This is a genomic window from Burkholderia sp. BCC0419, assembly GCF_902830285.1.
GTDB lineage: Bacteria > Pseudomonadota > Gammaproteobacteria > Burkholderiales > Burkholderiaceae > Burkholderia.
The window spans coordinates 269,597-288,892 of sequence record NZ_CADESR010000004.1 but is presented as its reverse complement, the minus strand read 5'-3'; the positions used below and the strand labels follow the sequence as shown (position 1 = coordinate 288,892).

14 protein-coding genes are annotated in these 19,296 nt (G+C 69.4%); 7 read left to right on the top strand and 7 right to left on the bottom strand.

Annotated elements, in window-relative coordinates:
- The first annotated feature begins 13 nt into the window (after positions 1 to 13).
- A complete protein-coding gene (gene gluQRS / locus HWW87_RS23250) occupies positions 14 to 910 on the top strand; it encodes a tRNA glutamyl-Q(34) synthetase GluQRS (RefSeq protein ID WP_175822323.1) in 897 nt (298 codons plus the stop codon).
- A 263-nt stretch (positions 911 to 1,173) separates the two neighbouring features.
- Here gluQRS and HWW87_RS23245 read toward each other — a convergent pair whose 3' ends face one another.
- The 4 genes from HWW87_RS23245 to purT all read right to left on the bottom strand — a co-directional run bounded on the left by HWW87_RS23245 (position 1,174) and on the right by purT (position 5,011).
- Positions 1,174 to 2,745, bottom strand: a complete 1,572-nt coding sequence (locus HWW87_RS23245) for a DEAD/DEAH box helicase (protein ID WP_175822322.1) — start codon at positions 2,743 to 2,745, stop codon at positions 1,174 to 1,176.
- Between the two features lie 372 nt (positions 2,746 to 3,117).
- Positions 3,118 to 3,498 (bottom strand): MliC family protein, encoded by a 381-nt coding sequence (locus HWW87_RS23240; protein WP_174433030.1) that lies wholly within the window; start codon positions 3,496 to 3,498, stop codon positions 3,118 to 3,120.
- 94 nt (positions 3,499 to 3,592) lie between these two features.
- Positions 3,593 to 3,778, bottom strand: coding sequence for a DUF6726 family protein (locus HWW87_RS23235; RefSeq protein ID WP_174389104.1), 186 nt, complete (start codon positions 3,776 to 3,778; stop codon positions 3,593 to 3,595).
- 18 nt (positions 3,779 to 3,796) lie between these two features.
- A complete protein-coding gene (gene purT / locus HWW87_RS23230) occupies positions 3,797 to 5,011 on the bottom strand; it encodes a formate-dependent phosphoribosylglycinamide formyltransferase (protein WP_175822321.1) in 1,215 nt (404 codons plus the stop codon).
- Between the two features lie 216 nt (positions 5,012 to 5,227).
- On the opposite strand from purT, the gene HWW87_RS23225 reads away from it, so the two are divergent.
- Positions 5,228 to 5,773, top strand: coding sequence for an META domain-containing protein (locus HWW87_RS23225; protein ID WP_175822320.1), 546 nt, complete (start codon positions 5,228 to 5,230; stop codon positions 5,771 to 5,773).
- 177 nt (positions 5,774 to 5,950) lie between these two features.
- A complete protein-coding gene (locus HWW87_RS37240; RefSeq protein ID WP_175822319.1) occupies positions 5,951 to 10,507 on the top strand; it encodes a DNA translocase FtsK in 4,557 nt (1,518 codons plus the stop codon).
- Between the two features lie 121 nt (positions 10,508 to 10,628).
- Here HWW87_RS37240 and HWW87_RS23215 read toward each other — a convergent pair whose 3' ends face one another.
- Positions 10,629 to 11,876 (bottom strand): lactonase family protein, encoded by a 1,248-nt coding sequence (locus HWW87_RS23215; protein ID WP_175822318.1) that lies wholly within the window; start codon positions 11,874 to 11,876, stop codon positions 10,629 to 10,631.
- 166 nt (positions 11,877 to 12,042) lie between these two features.
- On the opposite strand from HWW87_RS23215, the gene HWW87_RS23210 reads away from it, so the two are divergent.
- Positions 12,043 to 13,872, top strand: a complete 1,830-nt coding sequence (locus HWW87_RS23210; protein WP_174433025.1) for a glycoside hydrolase family 15 protein — start codon at positions 12,043 to 12,045, stop codon at positions 13,870 to 13,872.
- Positions 13,873 to 14,084: 212 nt separating this feature from the next.
- Positions 14,085 to 15,575: a polyhydroxyalkanoate depolymerase gene (phaZ, locus tag HWW87_RS23205; protein WP_175822317.1), complete on the top strand. Its 1,491-nt coding sequence runs from the start codon at positions 14,085 to 14,087 to the stop codon at positions 15,573 to 15,575.
- A gap of 109 nt (positions 15,576 to 15,684) precedes the next feature.
- Here phaZ and HWW87_RS23200 read toward each other — a convergent pair whose 3' ends face one another.
- Positions 15,685 to 16,317 carry a TetR family transcriptional regulator gene (locus HWW87_RS23200; protein WP_006478198.1) on the bottom strand — a complete coding sequence of 211 codons (633 nt, stop codon included), beginning with the start codon at positions 16,315 to 16,317 and terminating at the stop codon, positions 15,685 to 15,687.
- Positions 16,318 to 16,580: 263 nt separating this feature from the next.
- On the opposite strand from HWW87_RS23200, the gene rsxB reads away from it, so the two are divergent.
- Together rsxB and nth are read left to right on the top strand one after the other, a co-directional pair.
- The gene (rsxB, locus tag HWW87_RS23195) at positions 16,581 to 17,486 is read left to right on the top strand and encodes an electron transport complex subunit RsxB (RefSeq protein ID WP_175822316.1); all 906 of its coding nucleotides are present in this window, start codon (positions 16,581 to 16,583) and stop codon (positions 17,484 to 17,486) included.
- Complete coding sequence (nth, locus tag HWW87_RS23190) at positions 17,483 to 18,127, top strand: endonuclease III (RefSeq protein WP_006478196.1); 645 nt, start codon at positions 17,483 to 17,485, stop codon at positions 18,125 to 18,127. The genes rsxB and nth overlap by 4 nt, the downstream gene beginning before the upstream one ends.
- A gap of 73 nt (positions 18,128 to 18,200) precedes the next feature.
- Here the strand turns inward: nth and HWW87_RS23185 are convergent, their stop codons facing one another.
- On the bottom strand, positions 18,201 to 19,130 hold the full coding sequence (locus HWW87_RS23185; protein WP_175822315.1) for a DMT family transporter: 930 nt from the start codon (positions 19,128 to 19,130) through the stop codon (positions 18,201 to 18,203).
- Positions 19,131 to 19,296: the final 166 nt, after the last annotated feature.

Below are 19,296 nucleotides of genomic sequence, written 5' to 3'. Positions count from 1 at the left end.
CCGCGCCCCGCCGATGAACCACGGCTATCGCGGCCGCTTCGCGCCATCACCCACCGGCCCGCTGCACTTCGGCTCGCTGGTCGGCGCGCTCGCGAGCTGGCTCGACGCACGCGCGCACGGCGGCACCTGGCTCGTGCGCATCGAGGATCTCGACGGCCCGCGCACGGTGCCCGGCGCGGCCGACGACATCCTCGCGACGCTCGCGCATTTCGGCATGACGCCCGACGCGCCGCCCGTGTGGCAAAGCACGCGCGATGCCGACTATGCCGCCGCGCTCGAGCGGCTCGTCGCGGCCGGGCTCGTGTATCCGTGCGGCTGCACGCGCAAGGAAATCGCCGATTCGCTGCGCGCCGCCCATGAACGCCACACGACGCTCGCGTATCCGGGCACCTGCCGCACCGGCCTGCACGGCAAGCCCGCGCGCGCATGGCGGCTGCGCGTGCCGGACGGCGACGACGCGCTCGTCGTGTTCGACGATCGCTGGCAGCGCGCGCAATCGCAGAACCTCGCGACCGAAGTCGGCGATTTCGTGCTCAAACGCGCGGACGGCCAATGGGCGTATCAGCTCGCGGTCGTCGTCGACGATGCCGACGCCGGCATCACGCACGTCGTGCGCGGCGCCGACCTGCTCGATTCGACCGCACGCCAGATCTATCTGCAGCGCTGCCTCGGCGTGCCGACTCCCGAGTACCTGCACGTGCCGGTCGTCGTCGATGCGAACGGCGACAAGCTCAGCAAGCAGACCGGCGCGACGGCGCTTGAACGCAACGATCCGCTGCCGGCGCTGCAGGCCGCGGCCGCGCATCTCGGTCTGTCGGACGATGGCGAGCTACCGGGCCATACGATCGACGCGTTCTACGCGGCCGCGACGGACGCGTGGGCGCGTCGCTTCGGGCCGCGCGCCGGTTGACGCGCTTGCACGACACCGGCCCGTGCCGACTACGTTCCGGCATCCGTCAGCGGCGAATCCGATCGCATGAAAGCGTGACGGAAGCCTGAGCGCCACGTCCGCTACGACACCGCATCGAAATATCCAACCCCGCGCGGCAAGCGACAACCTCCGCACGCACGCCCCGTCCCGATCGCGTCGCCCAATGAAAAACGGGCACATGCTCGTCACATGTACCCGCTTGTCCGGCAGCGCTCGCGCGCCGCCCTGCCGCTCCGCCCGGCTTACGCCGACGGTTTGCGCGGCATGCCGAACCCACCGAGCAGCGCGGCGACCTGGCGCTTCGGCCCTTTCTTCTCCGGCTGCTGCGCGGCCTGCGCGTCGTCCGGCTGCTTCGCCGACGCCGACGGCTCGTACGGTTTCAGGAAGAAATCGTCGACCGGCGCTTCGTGGCGGCGATGATGGGCGCCACGCTCGGAACTGCCCGACCGGCGACCCGATGCACCGCGATGCTCGTCGCGCTCGCGCCGGCCGCCCCGTTCGCCACCGCGCTCGCTGCTGCGCTCAGCGCCACGCTCGCCGGTGCGCTCGCCGCCGCGCTCGTCGTGACGCTGGCGCGCCGGCTTGTCGATCCTGAGCGTCTGCACTTCGAGCGGACGCTTGATCAGCTTCTCGATATCGGCGAGCTGCTTGCGCTCGTTCGGGCTGCACAGCGACAGCGCGTCGCCCGTCGCCCCCGCGCGGCCGGTACGGCCGATCCGGTGCACGTAGTCTTCCGCGCTGAACGGCAGGTCGAAGTTGATCACGGCCGGCAGCTCGGCAATGTCGAGGCCGCGCGCGGCCACGTCGGTCGCGACCAGCGCCTCGATCTCGCCGCGCTTGAACGCGTCGAGCGCCTGCATCCGCTCGAGCTGCGTCTTGTCGCCGTGAATCGCCGACGCGACCACGCCGTCGCGCTCGAGATTGCGCGCGAGGCGGCTCGCGCCGATCTTGCTGTTGCAGAACACGATCACCTGCTTGAGGCCGCGATCGCGCAGCAACTGCACGACGGCCGCCTGCTTGTCGCCTTCGGCGACGTCGTAGACGATCTGCGTGACGTTCGCGTTCGTCGAGTTGCTGCGCGCGACCTCGATCGTCTGCGGGTTGCGCAGGTAGGTCGATGCGAGCTTCTTGATTTCGCCCGAGAACGTAGCCGAGAACAGCAGCGTCTGACGCTCCTTCGGCAGCAGGTTCAGGATGCGCTGCAGATCGGGCAGGAAGCCCATGTCGAGCATCCGGTCGGCTTCGTCGAGCACCAGGATCTGCACCTGGCCGAGGTTCGCCGTCTTTTGCTGCACGTGGTCGAGCAGGCGGCCCGGCGTCGCGATCAGGATCTCGACGCCGCGGCGCAGTTCGGCCGATTGCGGGTTCATGTCGACGCCGCCGAACACCACCGCGCTGCGCAGCGACGTGTGCTTCGCATACGCGTGCACGTTCGCGGCGACCTGGTCGGCGAGTTCGCGGGTCGGGGTGAGGATCAGCGCCCGCACGGGGTGGCGCGCCGGAGACGCGCTCGTGCTGGCGTGCGGCAGCAGGCGCTGGATGATCGGCAGCGAGAAGCTCGCGGTCTTGCCGGTGCCCGTTTGCGCGGCGCCCATGACGTCGCGGCCGGCGAGCACGACCGGAATGGCCTGCGCCTGGATCGGCGTCGGCGTCGTATAGCCCTGCTCCGCAATGGCTTTCAGGATATCGGCGGCAAGGCCGAATTGGTCGAAGGTTGCGTCGACGGGCTTGGCGACAGAATCGGACATGGTGGCGTTTCGCTCAAAAGGCGCGGCGGGGACATCGTGCGTCAGGCCGGCCGGGCCTGCGCTCATCACAATTCGGAAATAGACGGAGCCGCGGCGCGCCGCGCGGCGCCGCTCTGGCGCTTGGGACCGGTTCAATGCGAACGCTGGACGCCAGGCCGTGCGGACTCCGTTCGGCGCGAATGCCGGCGGAAAGGGCCGTATTGTAGCACCGTGCGGGCATCTGTCCGTGACAACGCCGCGAACGGCCGCGGCCGCGGTTCGCGCGGCGTGCCTGTCCGGGCCCGTGCGGCCGAGTGACTGGCCGATCGGGCTATTCGTATCGGCCAGTGAACAATATTAGGGGCTCGATCTCGAAGTCTCGTATCGACATGCCCGCCGCCAGCCGCGCGTACCGAGCCTTCAGCCCGGCAGCCGGTCAAATACGCTCGCGCCCGCCTCTCAGCCCTTCTTCTTTTTCTTCTCGACCTGCACGCAGTCGCCCAGCAGCGGCGGCGACTTCGGGTCGGCGATCTCGTCGCGCAGCGTCGCTTCCTTGCCCTTCGTCCACCACGTATAGCGTCCGGCCTGGTAGCGCGCGCCCGACGCCGATACCGTGTCGACGAACAGCATCTGCTTGCCGTCGACCGGCACGAGCGCGAAGCTCTGGCCGTTGCCCGCGAGCCAGTACGACACGCGCACCGGCGACTTGTGGTTCGCGCACTGGTAGACGGTTGGCTGGCGCGCGTCGGCGTCGATCTCTTCGACGGTCAGTTGCGCGGCATGCGCGACGGAAACGGCGCTGCCGGCGAGCGCAAGCGCGGCGAGGGTTGGGCGAATCATGCAGGTCCTCTCACGAGACGGGTGAAAACGCGCCGTCGCAGGGCGCGCGGTTATTGTTTATAAGGTTGGCGGGAAATCGCGTCGACGGCCGGAATCAGGGATCGATCACATCCGCGCACGCATCGGTCGGCGCCGCGGCGACATGGCCGACGAGCGGCACGATCTTGAGGCCCGCCGATGCCACCCGGCACGGCGCGGCCGCGAGGCCGCAGCCCGCGAGACTCGCGATGAGCGCCAGCGCGACGCCCAGCTTTCCGATACGCAACCCTCTCGACGCCATCCTCTTCTCCTCGTTCCGTCAGCGCGCCGACACGGGCCGGACGGCCGCGGCAGCACGCTTCGCGCGTTCGCGGGCTTCGTCGACGGTCGCGCCGGTCGCCAGCGCGACGCCCATGCGCCGCTTCGCAAAACTTTCCGGCTTGCCGAACAGGCGCAGGTCCGCGCCCGGCACCGCGAGCGCGTCGCGCACGCCTTCGAACGCGATTCCGCGCTCGTCGAGCCCGCCGTAGATCACCGCCGACGCGGCCGGCGTGCCGAGCGCCGGATCGACCGGCAGCCCGAGAATCGCCCGCGCGTGCAGCTCGAATTCCGACTGGCGCTGCGAGGCGAGCGTGACGAGGCCCGTATCGTGCGGCCGCGGGCTCACCTCGGAGAACCAGACGTCGTCGCCGCGCACGAACAGCTCGACGCCGAACATCCCGCGCCCGCCGAGCGCCTCGGTCACCTTGTGCGCGATCGCGCGCGACTTCTCGAGCGCCGCCGCGCTCATCGGCTGCGGCTGCCACGATTCGACATAGTCGCCCGCCACCTGCACGTGGCCGACCGGTTCGCAGAAATAGGTGCGCGTGTCGAGCGTCGCCGGGTCGATCGCGCGCACGGTCAGCTGCGTGATCTCGTAGTCGAAATCGACGAAGCCCTCGACGATCACGCGGCCGTGGTTCACGCGCCCGCCCGCCATCGCGTAGTCCCACGCGGGTTTCACGTCGGCGTCGGTCTTCACGACCGACTGCCCCTTGCCCGAAGACGACATCACGGGCTTCACGACGCACGGCATGCCGATCTTCGCGACGGCCGCGCTGAACGCCTCGAACGAATCCGCGAACGCATACGGGGAAGTCGGCAGGCCGAGCGCCTCGGCCGCGAGCCGGCGGATCCCTTCGCGATTCATCGTGAGCTGCGTCGCGCGGGCGGTCGGGATCACCTCGGCGAGGCCGGCCGCCTCGATCGCCGCGAGCGCGTCGGTGGCGATCGCCTCGATCTCGGGGACGATCAGGTGCGGGCGCTCGGCCTCGACGATCGCGCGCAGCGCGGCCGGGTCCGTCATGTCGATCACGTGCGCGCGATGCGCGACCTGGTGGCCGGGCGCGTCCGGATAGCGATCGACCGCGACGACTTCGACGCCGAGACGCTGCAACGCGATGATGACTTCCTTCCCGAGTTCGCCGGCGCCGAGCAGCATGACGCGCGTGGCCGAGGGTGAAAGCGGTGTACCGAGCCGCTGACCGATCTGCATGTGATTTCCCGCTGGTTCTGTTGGAGGACGAAAACGGCTTCGATGTTAACACGGGCATCCGGGCCGGTTTGGGCGGTTTGGCCGCGCCCGCGTCGGGTCGCGCGAAGCGCGCGGGCGGCCTGCGAACGTTTTCACGCGCGAAGTGTCGGCTCGCCTGCCGCAGGGCGGGTGCGTTACTCTTACGCCTTGATCAGAATCCGAAGAGGAACGAGGCTCATGTCCCACCTGTCCGCGGCCGCACGCGCACGCACCGGCCTGCTTCGCCCGTTGCGCGCGCCGCTCTGCGCGTTGACGCTTGCCACGCTTCTCGCCGCCTGTGCGATGCCGACCCATCCCGATTCCGCCGCCCCCGCGCCCGACCCGTACAACCCGGCCGCCGTCCAGTTGCTCGACGACACGAGCTGGGAGCTCACCAGCTGGGTGAACGCCGACGGCACGCAACGCGCGATCCCGCACGGCGACAACGGCGAGCCGATCAAGCTCGCGCTGTCGACCGACTCGGGCATCCGGCGCGCGAGCGGGTTCTCGGGCTGCAACCGCTACATGGGCACCTACGCGATCAAGAACGGCCTGCTGAGCTTCGGCCCGCTCGCCGGCACGCGGATGGCCTGCCCGAACACGCTCGGCGGCCAGCTCGAATCCGCGTACCTCGACGCGCTCGCCCACGTCGAGAAGACCGGCGTACAGATGCGCGCGCCCCAGCAATTGCAGATCGTGACCCAGGCCGGCGCAACGCTGACGTTCACGCACCGGAGCCCCTGATGCACGGCGCGCGCGAAGGCCGACCGACCGCCTTCGCGTGGCGCGCCACGCGCATGTGCCACCCACGTGCGTCACGCGGCGTGAATCGAAATCACGCCGCGTTAGAGTCTTGTTCGCCGGCCGGTTAAACTCGGCGGGTCGCGCCCCGCGCGCCCCTCCCCACTCCTGTTTCAAAGCATGCACACGGTTGTCTTCGGCTGGTTCGGCATCTCCGCCGTCTGGTTCCTCCTTCTCTTCTGGCGTCTCGTGCAGGCGATGCTGCCCGGCGGCGGCGGGCTCGCCGGCCGCGGCTCGATCCGCCTGTGGCTCGGCTTCGCCGCGGTATTCGTCGCAAGCTGCACGCTGACGAGCCCGCTGTCGGGCCCCGACACGAACGCGCTCGGCCATGCATTCTCGGCCGGCTTCGCCCACCTGCTCGGCCCGATCGGCACGCCGGTCGCGATGGTCGTGCTGTTCTTCGCCGGCTTGCCGTGGCTGAGCGGCATCGGCTGGCGGCAGTTCGCCGCGTGGGTCGACACGTCGTTCGGCGTCAAGCTGTCGCGCGACGGCGGCGACGACGACGCGCGCGGGATCGCCGACCTGCCGCGCAGCGCGCTGCATCGCGACGATGACGTCGTGCAGCCGACCACCGCGCACACCGTCAACTCGATGGCGCCGCGCCAGAACGGCCGGTATTCGCGCCCGACGGTGTGGAAACCCGATCCGCAGGCGCGACCGAAGCCGCGCGGCAAGACACCGCCGCGCCCGCTTGCGGAACCCGTCGCGCCGTCCGGCTGGCTGAAGCCGACCGCGCCGCAGCGCACGCCTGCGCCGCCCGCGCCGATCCCGGCCAGCGCGATGCCGCCGCCGACCACCGGCAGTACCGCCAGCCTCGCGCGCGCCGCGGCGAACGCACAAGTGCCGCGCCCCGCGCCCGCTCCGCTTCCGGTCGGGTTCGAACCCGTCCGGCCGCGTCCGACCGCCGCGCGGCCGGCCACCGCCGCGCTGACGCCGACCGCGCCGCGCGCCACGGTCACGCCGCGACCGGCCGGTACGCAGCCGCAGCGTCCGCCGGTGCGACCAGTCGCAGGAACGGCGGCAGCCGGCCAGTCGCCGGACGCGGCACGACGCCGCCCGGCGCCGCCCGCGCCGGCGCGCGCGCCGCTCTATGCGTGGACCGAGAAGCCGGCCGCACCGATCACGCCGGCGCCGAGCGTTCACGACACGCTGCGATCGATCGAGGCCAGCACCGCGCAATGGGCGTCGCTGGGCGGTGCGCAGTCGGCCGATGCGACGCACGCGGCGGCCGCAGCAGCAGCCGTGGCCGGCGTAACCGCGGCAACAGGCAGCGTGGCCGCGCCGGCATCGGCGGCCGCGTCGAACGCGTTCGCCCTCGCGACGCATGACATCGCAGCCCAGGACAGCAATGTCCCGGCCGAACACGATGCCGCGTCCGCTTACGACGACGGCGCGCCGATCGTGCTCGACGCCTTCATGCCGGCGGAATCCGGCATCGCGCATGCTCCGGGTGTCGAATTGCCCACTCCGGCATTCGAGGACGCCGAACCGAACGCACGGTCGAATACCGGCATCGACGATGCCGCGTTCTCGCATCGCGCCGGCGACGAGATCCATCACATCGACGAAGCGCCCGCCACGCCGGCATCCAGGATCGCCGCCGCGCCGTCGTTCGACGCACCCATCGACCTCGCGCCTTGGGAAGATGTCGTCAGCCCGCCGGTTTCTGCGCTCGACGTGTCGACCGGAAGCCGGATCGCCGAGTCGCTGGCGGACACCGCGCGACCGGAATCCGCTCATCCAGCCTTCGCGCAAGCAGGCGATGCAGCGGTTCGCGACCTCGGCACCAGCAAGCCGACCGGGTCCGTCGATATCGACGACGAGAACGACGCGCAACCTGCGGCTGCAATCGATCGCGCCGCACCGGCCTACTTGCGTCAAGAGGCTGCCGATGCGCACGCCGACGTGAAGCCGCCGGCCGACAGCATCGTTCCGTTCGCTGCCCTGCCCTCTTCGTCGATCGCCGGAGCGTCTGTGCGCGCACTTCCGGAGACCTCGTCGATTGCTGCGACCTCCGCACCGGCCGTATCGCCTCTCGCACCGGAAGCCGGCAAACCGGTCGAGGCGCAACCTGCGGCACCGCTGCCGGCCATCGCTCAAGGCGCGATGCCTGCCGCCACGTATTGGACACCTTCGACGGTGCAGCCCGCAGCGACACAGACAACCGTCGCCGCGGAATTGCCGAAATCGCCGACGGTTCAGCCGTTTGCCGCAGCATCGACGGCTTCGGCCGTCGCTGCATCGCCTCTGGCCGGCACGGCTCCTGATTCGACTGCCTCCGCATCGAGCATCGCACCCGTCGCCGCCGCAGTTTCGCCGGTCGGCGTAACCGGCACGGCGTCCGCTTCGCCGTCGCAACCGGCCGCATCGGCACCACCCGTTACTTCCGCCGCGTCGGCATCGCCGGCCGATGTCACGGGCATGACTGACGGTTCGCTGTCCCGCGCTTCGACGCCCGCATCGACCGATGCACCCGCCGTGACGCCATCGACGACCGGCGCGGCGGGTTCGACGTTCGGTTCGACTGCGCAGGCGCCGGTAACGCCGGCACCGGCCACCGCAACACCCGCGACTTTCACGTCCGCGCCCATCACTGCATCGTCTTCCGCGCCGGCACCGACGCTGCCAACCGACACAGCAACCACGTCGGCCGGTACGACGACCTTCGCTACTTCCGGCTCATCGGGCGCAGTCGCTCCGCAGCCGGCAATCAGCGTGCCCGTGTCGCCAACCGCGTCCGCCTCGGCGTCACCGTCCTTCACCGCGATCGCGCCGACGACCACGACCGCGGCCACTCCGACTCACCCGATCGCCGGCGCGCCTGCCGCTGCAGCCGGATCGCTGACGTTCATCGGTGCGGCCGCTGCGACGCAGGCTCCGTCGATCGCGTCCGTCCCTGCCGCAGTCGCAACCCAGACGTTCATGACACAGCCCGCCCCTGCCGCGTCGTCGGCGAGCGGGTCCATGTCGTATGACGTGAGCGCAACGCCGACCGCAGCACTGCCGGCAACCACCTTCCCCGGCGCAAACCTGCCGCCCACACCGGCAGCCGCCGTTTCCGCGCCGGCATCGCCCGCTACCCCGCCAATCGGCGCACCGGCCAGCGAGGCAATCGAGGCAACCGAACCGGCCCCAGTCGACACCCCCGCCCGCCCGCCGCGCCCGAACGCGTTCGAATTCCACGCACCCGCGTCGTTCAGCGTCGAACTGCCGACGCTCGACCTGCTCGAGCCCGCATCCGACGACGTCGAAACGATCACCGAGGAACACCTCGCGCAAACCGCGCAGGTGATCGAACAGCGGCTGCAGGAATTCAAGGTGCCGGTGACGGTGGTCGGCGCATCGGCCGGCCCCGTGATCACGCGCTTCGAGATCGAACCCGCGCTCGGCGTGCGCGGCAGCCAGATCGTCGGGCTGATGAAAGACCTGTCGCGCGGCCTCGGCCTCACGTCGGTCCGCGTCGTCGAGACGATTCCCGGCAAGACCTGCATGGGCCTCGAGCTGCCGAACGCGAAGCGCCAGATGATCCGCCTGTCGGAAATTCTTGCCTCGCGCGAGTACCAGCATTCGCCGTCGCAACTGACGATCGCGATGGGCAAGGACATCACCGGCCACCCGGTCGTCACCGATCTCGCGAAGGCGCCGCACATGCTGGTCGCGGGCACGACGGGTTCGGGCAAATCGGTCGCGATCAACGCGATGATCCTGTCGCTGCTGTACAAGGCGACGCCGGAAGACGTGCGGCTCATCATGATCGACCCGAAGATGCTGGAGCTGTCGGTCTACGAAGGCATCCCGCACCTGCTCGCGCCGGTCGTCACCGACATGAAGCTCGCGGCGAACGCGCTGAACTGGTGCGTCGGCGAAATGGAGAAGCGCTACCGGCTGATGTCGGCCGTCGGCGTGCGCAACCTCGCGGGCTTCAACCAGAAGATCCGCGACGCGGAGGCGAAGGAAAAGAAGATCGGCAACCCGTTCTCGCTGACGCCCGAGGACCCGGAGCCGCTGTCGAAGCTGCCGCTGATCGTCGTCGTGATCGACGAGCTGGCCGACCTGATGATGGTCGCCGGCAAGAAGATCGAGGAGCTGATCGCCCGCCTCGCGCAGAAGGCACGCGCGGCCGGCATCCACCTGATCCTCGCGACCCAGCGGCCGTCCGTCGACGTGATCACCGGCCTCATCAAGGCGAACATCCCGACGCGGGTCGCGTTCCAGGTGTCGTCGAAGATCGACTCGCGCACGATCCTCGACCAGATGGGTGCGGAGTCGCTGCTCGGGATGGGCGACATGCTGTTCCTGCCGCCGGGCACGGGTTACCCGCAGCGCGTGCACGGCGCGTTCGTCGCCGACGAGGAAGTGCACCGGATCGTCGAATATCTGAAGCAGTTCGGCGAGCCGCAGTACGAGGAAGGCATCCTCGACGGCCCGGCCGCCGACGGCGCGACGCAGGACCTGTTCGGCGATGCGCCGGATGCGGAAGCCGATCCGCTGTACGACGAAGCCGTCGCGTTCGTCGTGCGCACGCGGCGCGCGTCGATCTCGTCGGTGCAGCGGCAGTTGCGCATCGGCTACAACCGCGCGGCGCGCCTCGTCGAGCAGATGGAAGCGGCCGGCCTCGTGTCGGCGATGGGCATCAACGGCAGCCGCGAGGTGCTCGTGCCGGCCGCGGCCGACTGAGGCCGGCGGCCCGCCGGCCGCGATTCATCGATACGGGTACGCCGCGCAACCGGCCGCCTGAAAGACGAAGGGCGCTGCATCGGCAGCGCCCTTCTCGCATCGACCGGGAATCGACCGGGAGTTACTGCGCGACCGGCACCAGCTTGAAGTCGACCGGCTTGCCGACCGCGACCTTCTGCGGATTCGCGCCGAGCTGCCCCGTTTCGACATCGCGGCTGAACACGTAGAACGTGTCACTGTCCTGGTTGCCGACGATCAGCCACTTGCCGGTCGGATCGATCAGGAACTCGCGCGGCGTCTTGCCGAGGCTCGACTGGCGGCCGACGTGCTTCAGCCGGCCGTCGGCCTTGTTCACCGCGTAGATCACGAGGTCGTTCGCGTCGCCGCGGTTGCTCACGTACAGGAAGCGCCCGTCCGGCGACAGGTGGATCGCGCCGCCGCCGACCTTGCCCTTGAAGCCCGGCGCCGTCATCGGCACCGTTTCGACCGGCGTCAGCTTGCCGTCGTGATAGCCGAACACCTCGACCGACGCGTTGAGCTCGCTCGTCACGTACGCGAAGCGGCCGTCGGCGCCGAACACCATGTGACGCGGGCCCGAGCCGGCCTTCACCGGCGTGTAGCGCGTGTCGGTCGGGCCGATCAGCCCGCGGCTGCCGTCCACCGTGTAGCGGTAGCCGTAGATCTTGTCCGCGCCGAGATCCTGCACGAACAGGTAGCGGCCGTCCGGCGAAAACACCGTCGAATGCACGTGTGCGCCATCCTGGCGGCCCTTCACGGGCCCGGTGCCTTCGTGGTGGACCGTCAGCACGGCCGGGTCAACGGCGCCGCCGTCGCGGATCGGGAGCACCGCGAAGCTGCCCCCCGGATCGGCCGCGACCGAGTAGTTGGCGGTGACGAGGTACTTGCCGTCCGGCGACAGCGCGAGATAGCAAGGATCGTTCCCTTCCGACGACACGCGGTCGATGAACGTGAGCGCGCCCGTCTTCGCGTCGAAGCCGAACGCGCTGACACCGCCGCGCTGCGTCGCCGGTCTGTCGTCGCCGGGCAGTTCGTTGACCGCGTAGACGGTGCGACCGTCGCGGCTCGGCAACAGGTAGGACGGGTTCACGGTCTTCGCCGACGACACCGGCGCGACGCTGCCGGTCTTGGTATCGAAGCGGTAAACGTAGATCCCGTCGCTGCCGCCGCCCGTATAGGTGCCGACGAGCAGGTTGTAGACGCCGTCGGCCGGGGCGGACGATTGCTGCGCGAATGCGTGGGTCGCGGACAGGGAAAGCACGATCGCGAAACCTTTCATCCAGTGAGCGAACCTAAGCGGGAACCCTCGTGTCGAAGCGCGTGCGTCACGCTCCCGTAAACGGTTGGGCATTGAATCCTCCTTGCATCGAGTCGCTTCAAGTGTTGAGATAGGACGAAACGCCGGCCGTTCATGCGCTCCGCCGCCCGGCCGAGTATACGGGGCGCGGCGCCCGGGCGTGAAGTCCGGGCCGCCGACGTCCGCATTGTGAACTCGAATATCCAAGGATCGCCTGCCCATGCCCGCCCTGATCGAAGACTACGCCCTCGTCGGCGACGGCCACACGGCCGCGCTGGTTTCAAAAGACGGCTCCGTCGACTGGCTGTGCTGGCCCCGCTTCGATTCGGGCGCCTGCTTCGCGGCGCTGCTCGGCACGCCCGAGCACGGCCGCTGGCTGCTTGCTCCGGCCGCCGACGCCGCGATCACGCACACCACGCGCCGCTATCGCGGCGACACGCTGATTCTCGAAACCGATTACGAAAGCGCCGATGGCGCCGTCACCGTGATCGACTTCATGCCGCCCGGCAACGGCTGGTCCGAACTGGTGCGGATCGTCGTCGGCCGCCACGGCAAGATGAAGATGCGCATGGAGCTCGTGTTGCGCTTCGACTACGGTTTCTCGATTCCGTGGGTCACGCAACTGACCCGCGAGGACGGCATGAAGGCCATCGCCGGCCCGGATACCGTCGTGCTGCGCACGCCGGTGCCGCTCGCCGGCAAGAACCTCCATACGCTCGCGGAATTCACGGTCAGCGCCGACGAGCGCGTGCCGTTCTCGCTCGGCTACGCGGCGTCGCACATGCGGCTGCCGCCGGCGCGCGACCCGCTGTCGATGCTCGCGCGCACCGAGAACTACTGGCTCGAATGGTCGGGCCGCTGCCAGGTGCAGGGCCGCTACGCGGCCGCCGTGCGCCGCTCGCTGATCACGCTGAAGGCGCTCGCGTACGAACCGACCGGCGGCATCGTCGCCGCGCCGACCACGTCGCTGCCCGAGAAGATCGGCGGCAACCGCAACTGGGACTACCGCTACTGCTGGCTGCGCGACGCGACGATCACGCTGCTCGCGCTGATGCGCGGCGGCTACTACGACGAGGCGCGTGCATGGCGCACGTGGCTCGGCCGCGTGATGGCCGGCTCGCCCGAGCAGATCCAGATCATGTACGGGATCGCCGGCGAGCGCCGGCTGCCGGAAATGGAGCTCGACTGGCTGCCCGGCTACCAGGATTCGCAGCCGGTACGCGTCGGCAACGGCGCCGCGAACCAGCTTCAGCTCGACGTGTTCGGCGAGGTGATGGCCGCGCTGCACCTCGCGCGCGTGGGCGGCCTGCAGGCCGACGACACGGTCTGGTCCGTGCAGTGCGCGCTGCTCGACCACCTCGAGAAAATCTGGCAGGAACCCGACGAAGGGATCTGGGAAACGCGCGGCGGCCGTCGCCATTTCACGTTCTCGAAGGTGATGGCGTGGGTCGCGTTCGACCGCGCGATCAAGTCGGCGGAAATGTTCCGGCTGCCCGGCTCGCTCGACCGCTGGCGCGCGCTGCGCGAGCAGATCCATGCGGACGTCTGCGCCAACGCGTGGCACGAAGGCAAGCAGGCGTTCGCGCAGAGCTACGGCAGCGACGAGCTCGACGCGAGCGTGCTGCTGCTGCCGCAACTCGGCTTCCTGCCGCCGGAAGACCCGCGCGTCGTCGGCACGGTCGCCGCGATCGAACGGGAATTGCTGCACGACGGGCTCGTGATGCGCTACCGCACGACCGAATACGACGACGGCCTGCCGCCGGGCGAAGGCACGTTTCTCGCATGCAGCTTCTGGCTGGTCGACAGCTACGCGCTGCTCGGCCGGATCGACGACGCGCATCGGCTCTTCAGCCGCCTGCTCTCGCTGTCGAACGACCTGGGGCTGCTCGCGGAGGAATACGACCCGGTCGCCGGGCGGCTCGTCGGCAACTTCCCGCAGGCGTTCTCGCACGTGGCGCTCGTGCATACCGCGATGAACCTGATGCACCATGAAGACGCGATGGCGCGCGCGGCCGGCCAGCCGGCGCCGGCCGTGGCGACCGGGCGCTGAGCGGCAGCGCGAACCCTTGTTCATAGATCGTCAAATCGCAAAGATTTGATGAAAAAACCGGGAAATGTTGCATTGCACAACCGATCGTTGTCCGATATGATCGATGAGATTGTCCGGCTGCAATGCAACATGGCCGGCCGCTGACCCACACGGCACGCCGCGACGCCTCACGCCGCCCTTGCGCACCGTCCCCCCACGCGGGAGTAGCCTGCATGCTTTACCAACTGCACGAATTCCAGCGGGCAATGCTGAGCCCGCTCACGGCCTGGGCCCAGGCCGCCTCGAAGTCGTTCGCGAATCCGTCCAGCCCGTTCTCGCTGATGCCCGGCGCGCCGCGCATGGCAGCCGCCTATGAGCTGATGTATCGGCTCGGCAAGGATTACGAAAAGCCGGAATTCAACCTTCATCAGATCGTCAAGGACGGCCACAACATCCCGATCGTCGAGCAGACGATCATCGAGAAGCCGTTCTGCCGGCTGCTGCGCTTCAAGCGCTATTCGGACGACGCCGATGCCGTCACGCAACTGAAGGACGAGCCGGTCGTGCTGGTGTGCGCGCCGCTGTCGGGCCACCACTCGACGCTGCTGCGCGACACGGTGCGCACGCTGCTGCAGGATCACAAGGTCTACATCACCGACTGGATCGACGCGCGGATGGTGCCGGTCGAGACCGGCCCGTTCCACCTGCACGACTACATCGCGTACATCCAGGAATTCATCCGTCACATCGGCGCGCGCAACCTGCACGTGATCTCGGTATGCCAGCCGACGGTGCCGGTGCTCGCGGCGATTTCGCTGATGGCGAGCCGCGGCGAGGACACGCCGCTCACGATGACGATGATGGGCGGCCCGATCGACGCGCGCCGCAGCCCGACTTCCGTGAACTCGCTCGCGACGCAGCACTCGACCGCGTGGTTCGAGAACAACGTGATCCACACGGTGCCCGCGAACTATCCGGGCGAAGGCCGCCAGGTGTATCCGGGCTTCCTGCAGCACACGGGCTTCGTCGCGATGAACCCGGAGCGGCACGCGCAATCGCACTGGGATTTCTACCAGAGCCTGCTGCGCGGCGACGAGGACGACGCCGAAGCGCACCGCCGCTTCTACGACGAATACAACGCGGTGCTCGACATGGCCGCCGAGTATTACCTCGAGACGATCCGTGTCGTGTTCCAGGAATTCCGGCTCGCGGAAGGTACGTGGGACGTCGAAGGCGAGCGCGTGCGGCCGCAGGACATCAAGCACACCGCCCTGATGACGATCGAGGGCGAACTCGACGACATCTCGGGCAGCGGCCAGACGCACGTCGCGCACGAGCTGTGCACGGGCATCCCGCAAGACGATCGCCGCAGCCTGACCGCCGAGAAGTGCGGCCACTACGGGATCTTCTCGGGCCGCCGCTGGCGCACGATCATCTATCCGCAACTGCGCGACTTCATCCGCGAGCATGCGCTGGAGCCCAAGCCCGGCGCGACGAAGTTGCCCGTCGATGCCCAGGATGCGACCACGATCGGCCTCGTGCCGGCCGCCAAGCCCCAGCCGGAAACGACGGTGCGCGTCACCGCCGCGAAACGCACGCGCGCGAAGGCGCCGGCCGTGACGGTCGCGCCCGCCAGGACGCCCGCCTCGAAGGCCACGCCCGCCGCGAAACGCGCGGCAGGCAGCCCGCGCGCCAAAACCGTGCGGGCCCGCAAGGCCGCCTGACGCGCCGCGTTCCGACGCAAAAACGCCGCCGTTGCTTGGCGCACGGCGGCGTTTTCTTATCCGGCCGCGGCCGCGAGCGGCCGGCTCATCGGCCCGACCATTCGGCGCGTCAGCGCCGCAGCAGATACGCGAGCAGCACCTCGGTGTTCATCCGGACCATCTCCGCGCGCTCGTCGGTGTCGGTGAAGTCGCGGCCGAGCGTCGCCGCGAGCGTGAAGCGGTTCGACACGATGTAGTAGCCGAGCCCCGACAGCGTCACGTAGAAGCGCAGCGGATCGACGTCGCCGCGGAACAGCCCGGCCTTCTGGCCGCGCATCAGCACGTTGCCGAGCTTCGCGACGATCGGCGACATCATCTCGCGGATCCGCGTCGACTTGTGCAGGTAGCGCGCTTCGTGCAGGTTCTCGTTGTTGATGAGCCTGAGCAGCTCCGGATGGTCGCGGTAGTAGTCCCAAACGAAATGCGCGAGCCGCGTGACGGCTTCGACCGGCGCAACGCCGTCGAGATCCAGCACGCGCTCGGCCTCGGTCAGCGCGGAAAACGCGTGTTCGAGCACCGCCGTGAAGAGCTGCTCCTTGCTGCCGAAATAGTAATAGAGCATGCGCTCGTTCGTTTCAGCCCGGCGCGCGATCTGATCGACGCGCGCGCCGAACAGCCCTCCATTCGCGAACTCTTCGGCTGCCGCCATCAGGATGCGGCGGCGGGTACCTTCAGGATCTCTTTTGATTTTTGGCTGATTCATGGTGGCGTTTTGCTATGTGAGCCGCTTGATCCGGACCGGCACCCCCACCGCCTCGGCGCCGGCCGCCCTGGAACGGGCGCCCCGCGGACGGCCGCCCTCCTGCTGAGCCCCTGCAAAAAAGCGGTTCGATTATGCGCATAGACGGCGTCCAGCGCAATGCGGGAAATCGGCGATAATTGAGCTTTGGCATACCTTTCCGGCCGCACGCGACGCAGCCGAGAGCCATTCGGCGCCGCTGCGCCTGTTGTCAGCCTGTTGTCACCGTGACCGACTCCAAAACACTCGCGGATCGCATCGAAGATCTGCTTCCCCAGACGCAATGCACGAAGTGCGGCTATAACGGCTGCCGTCCGTACGCCGAGGCGATCGCCGCCGGCGACGCGAACTACAACCAGTGCCCGCCCGGCGGCGCCGAAGGCATCGCGCGTCTCGCGAACCTGCTCGGCAAGCCGGTGATTCCGCTGAACCCCGTCAACGGCAGCGAGCATCCGCGCGCGGTCGCGTTCATCGACGAAAACCTGTGCATCGGCTGCACGCTGTGCATGCAGGCGTGCCCGGTCGACGCGATCGTCGGCGCGCCGAAGCAGATGCACACGATCGTCGCGTCGCTGTGCACGGGCTGCGATTTGTGCGTGCCGCCGTGTCCGGTCGACTGCATCGCGATGCTGCCGGTGACCGGCGATCGCACGGGCTGGGATGCGTGGTCGCAGGAACAGGCTGACGCCGCGCGCGAACGCCACGACCTGCGGCTCGCGCGCCAGCGTCGCGAGCGCGAGGCCGCCGAAGCGCGCGCCGCCGCCCGCCGCGCGGCCAGCACCGCGAAACCGGCTGCGGAACCCTCCGCCGCGCAGCCAGATGCGCCAGCCGCCGCGCCGGCCGCCGACGACGCCGAAGCGAAGAAACGCGCGATCATCGCCGCCGCGCTCGAACGCGCGCGCAAGAAGAAGGAAGAGCTGTCCGGGCAAGGCGCCGGGCCGCAGAACACCGAAGGCGTGAGCGCGGCCGTCCAGGCGCAGATCGACGCAGCCGAGGCCCGCCGCAAGCGGCTCGCCGAACAGCAGGCACAGCGCGACGCCGAAGCGGCATCGGGCAACCACGACCACGACAACGACGCAGGCAACGACGATCCGGACGGCCCGTCCGCGCCGCCCGACCAGAACGCTCCATGAACGCCAGCAAACGACGCGCGATCTACGAAACGCTGCAGAGCCTCAATCCGCATCCGACCACCGAGCTCGAATACTCGACGCCGTTCGAACTGCTGATCGCCGTGATGCTGTCCGCGCAGGCGACCGACGTGTCGGTCAACAAGGCGATGCGGAAAATGTTTCCGGTCGCGAACACCCCGCGACAAATCGTCGCGCTTGGCGAGGAAGGCGTCACCGAGTACATCAAGACGATCGGTCTCTATCGCACCAAGGCGAAGAACGTGGTCGCGACGTGCCGGATCCTGCTCGAGCGCTACGACGGCGAGGTGCCGGCCGATCGCGAAGCGCTCGAAGGCTTGCCGGGCGTCGGCCGCAAGACCGCGAACGTCGTGCTGAACACCGCGTTCGGCCAGCCGACGATCGCGGTCGACACGCATATCTTCCGCGTCGCGAATCGCACCGGGCTCGCGCCGGGCAAGGACGTGCGGGCCGTCGAGGCCGCACTCGAGAAGTTCACGCCGAAGGAATTCCTGCAGGACGCGCATCACTGGCTGATCCTGCACGGGCGCTACGTGTGCAAGGCGCGCCGCCCCGAATGCTGGCACTGCGCGATCGAACCGCTGTGCGAATTCCGGCCGAAGACGCCGCCGCCCAACGAATAAGCGTCAGGCACGACAGACGCGCAGCGCGGGCCGGCTCCGCACGCGCCATCGCGACGCCTGCTTCCCTTTCCGACTACGCGTTGGATGTCGCCGTCGCGTCGTCCGCGGCCGCGCCGCCCGCGCGCACGAGCGCCAGCACGGCCGCGAGAATCGCGACACCGCCCGCCCACTGCAGCGGCGACAACGCTTCCCCGAACAGCAGCGCCGCGAGCGCGACCGTCACGACCGGTTCGAGCGTCGACAGCATCGACGTGCGCGCGGCCCCGAGCCGCTCGAGCCCGGCGAAGAACGCGAGCATGGCCGCGACCGTCGACACCAGCGCGATCGCGAGCATCGACGCCCAGCCGCCGGCCGTCGCGGGCCAGCGCGGCGGCGCGCCGAACGCAGCCGTTCGCACGACGGCGATCGCGACGAGCGTCGCGGTGGCCGACAGGCAGATGATCGCGGTGGTCGCGAGCGGATCGACGCCGCGCGTCGCCCGGGTGCCGCCGACGATGTACAACGAATAGATCACCGCGGCGGCCAGCGCGAGCGCGATCCCGAGCGGCTCGCCGTGCCCGCCGCCGACCATCAGCGCCGAACCCGCGACGCACAGCACCAGCGCGACGGCCTTCGCCCGCGTCAGGCGCTCGCCGAGCCACCACGCGGCCAGCAGCGTGACGAACGCCGGATACAGGTACAGCAGCAGCGCGACGAGGCTCGCCTGCGCGTGCTGCAGCGCGCTGAAATAGCAGAACGACTGCCCGACGTAGCCGAGCGCGCCCATCGCCACCAGCGGCGCGAGCGCCCGCCCACGCGGCCATGCGACGCGGCGGTGCCGTGCGATCGCGGCGAGCACCGCACCGCCGATCGCGAAGCGCACGATCAGCAACCCGAGCACGTCGACGCCGGCCGCATACGCGTAGCGGCCGAAAATCGCCATCGCGCCAAACGCGGCGGCGGACAACGCGACGTAGAGCGCGCCCTGCAGGGCAGCGGACGAGGGGCGAACGGTGGCGGTCATGATGAAACGGGCGAACCAGGCGCCGTGACGGAATCGTCGGAGTGTAGCGGCGCGGCGGCGGCGAGCCTAGCCCGCGCTTACCCGTTCCGCGGCAGGCGGCCGCAATGACCCGCACCGCGCCGCCCGCCGCCAGCGCCGCACGCCGCTCCGGCGTACAATGCGCGAC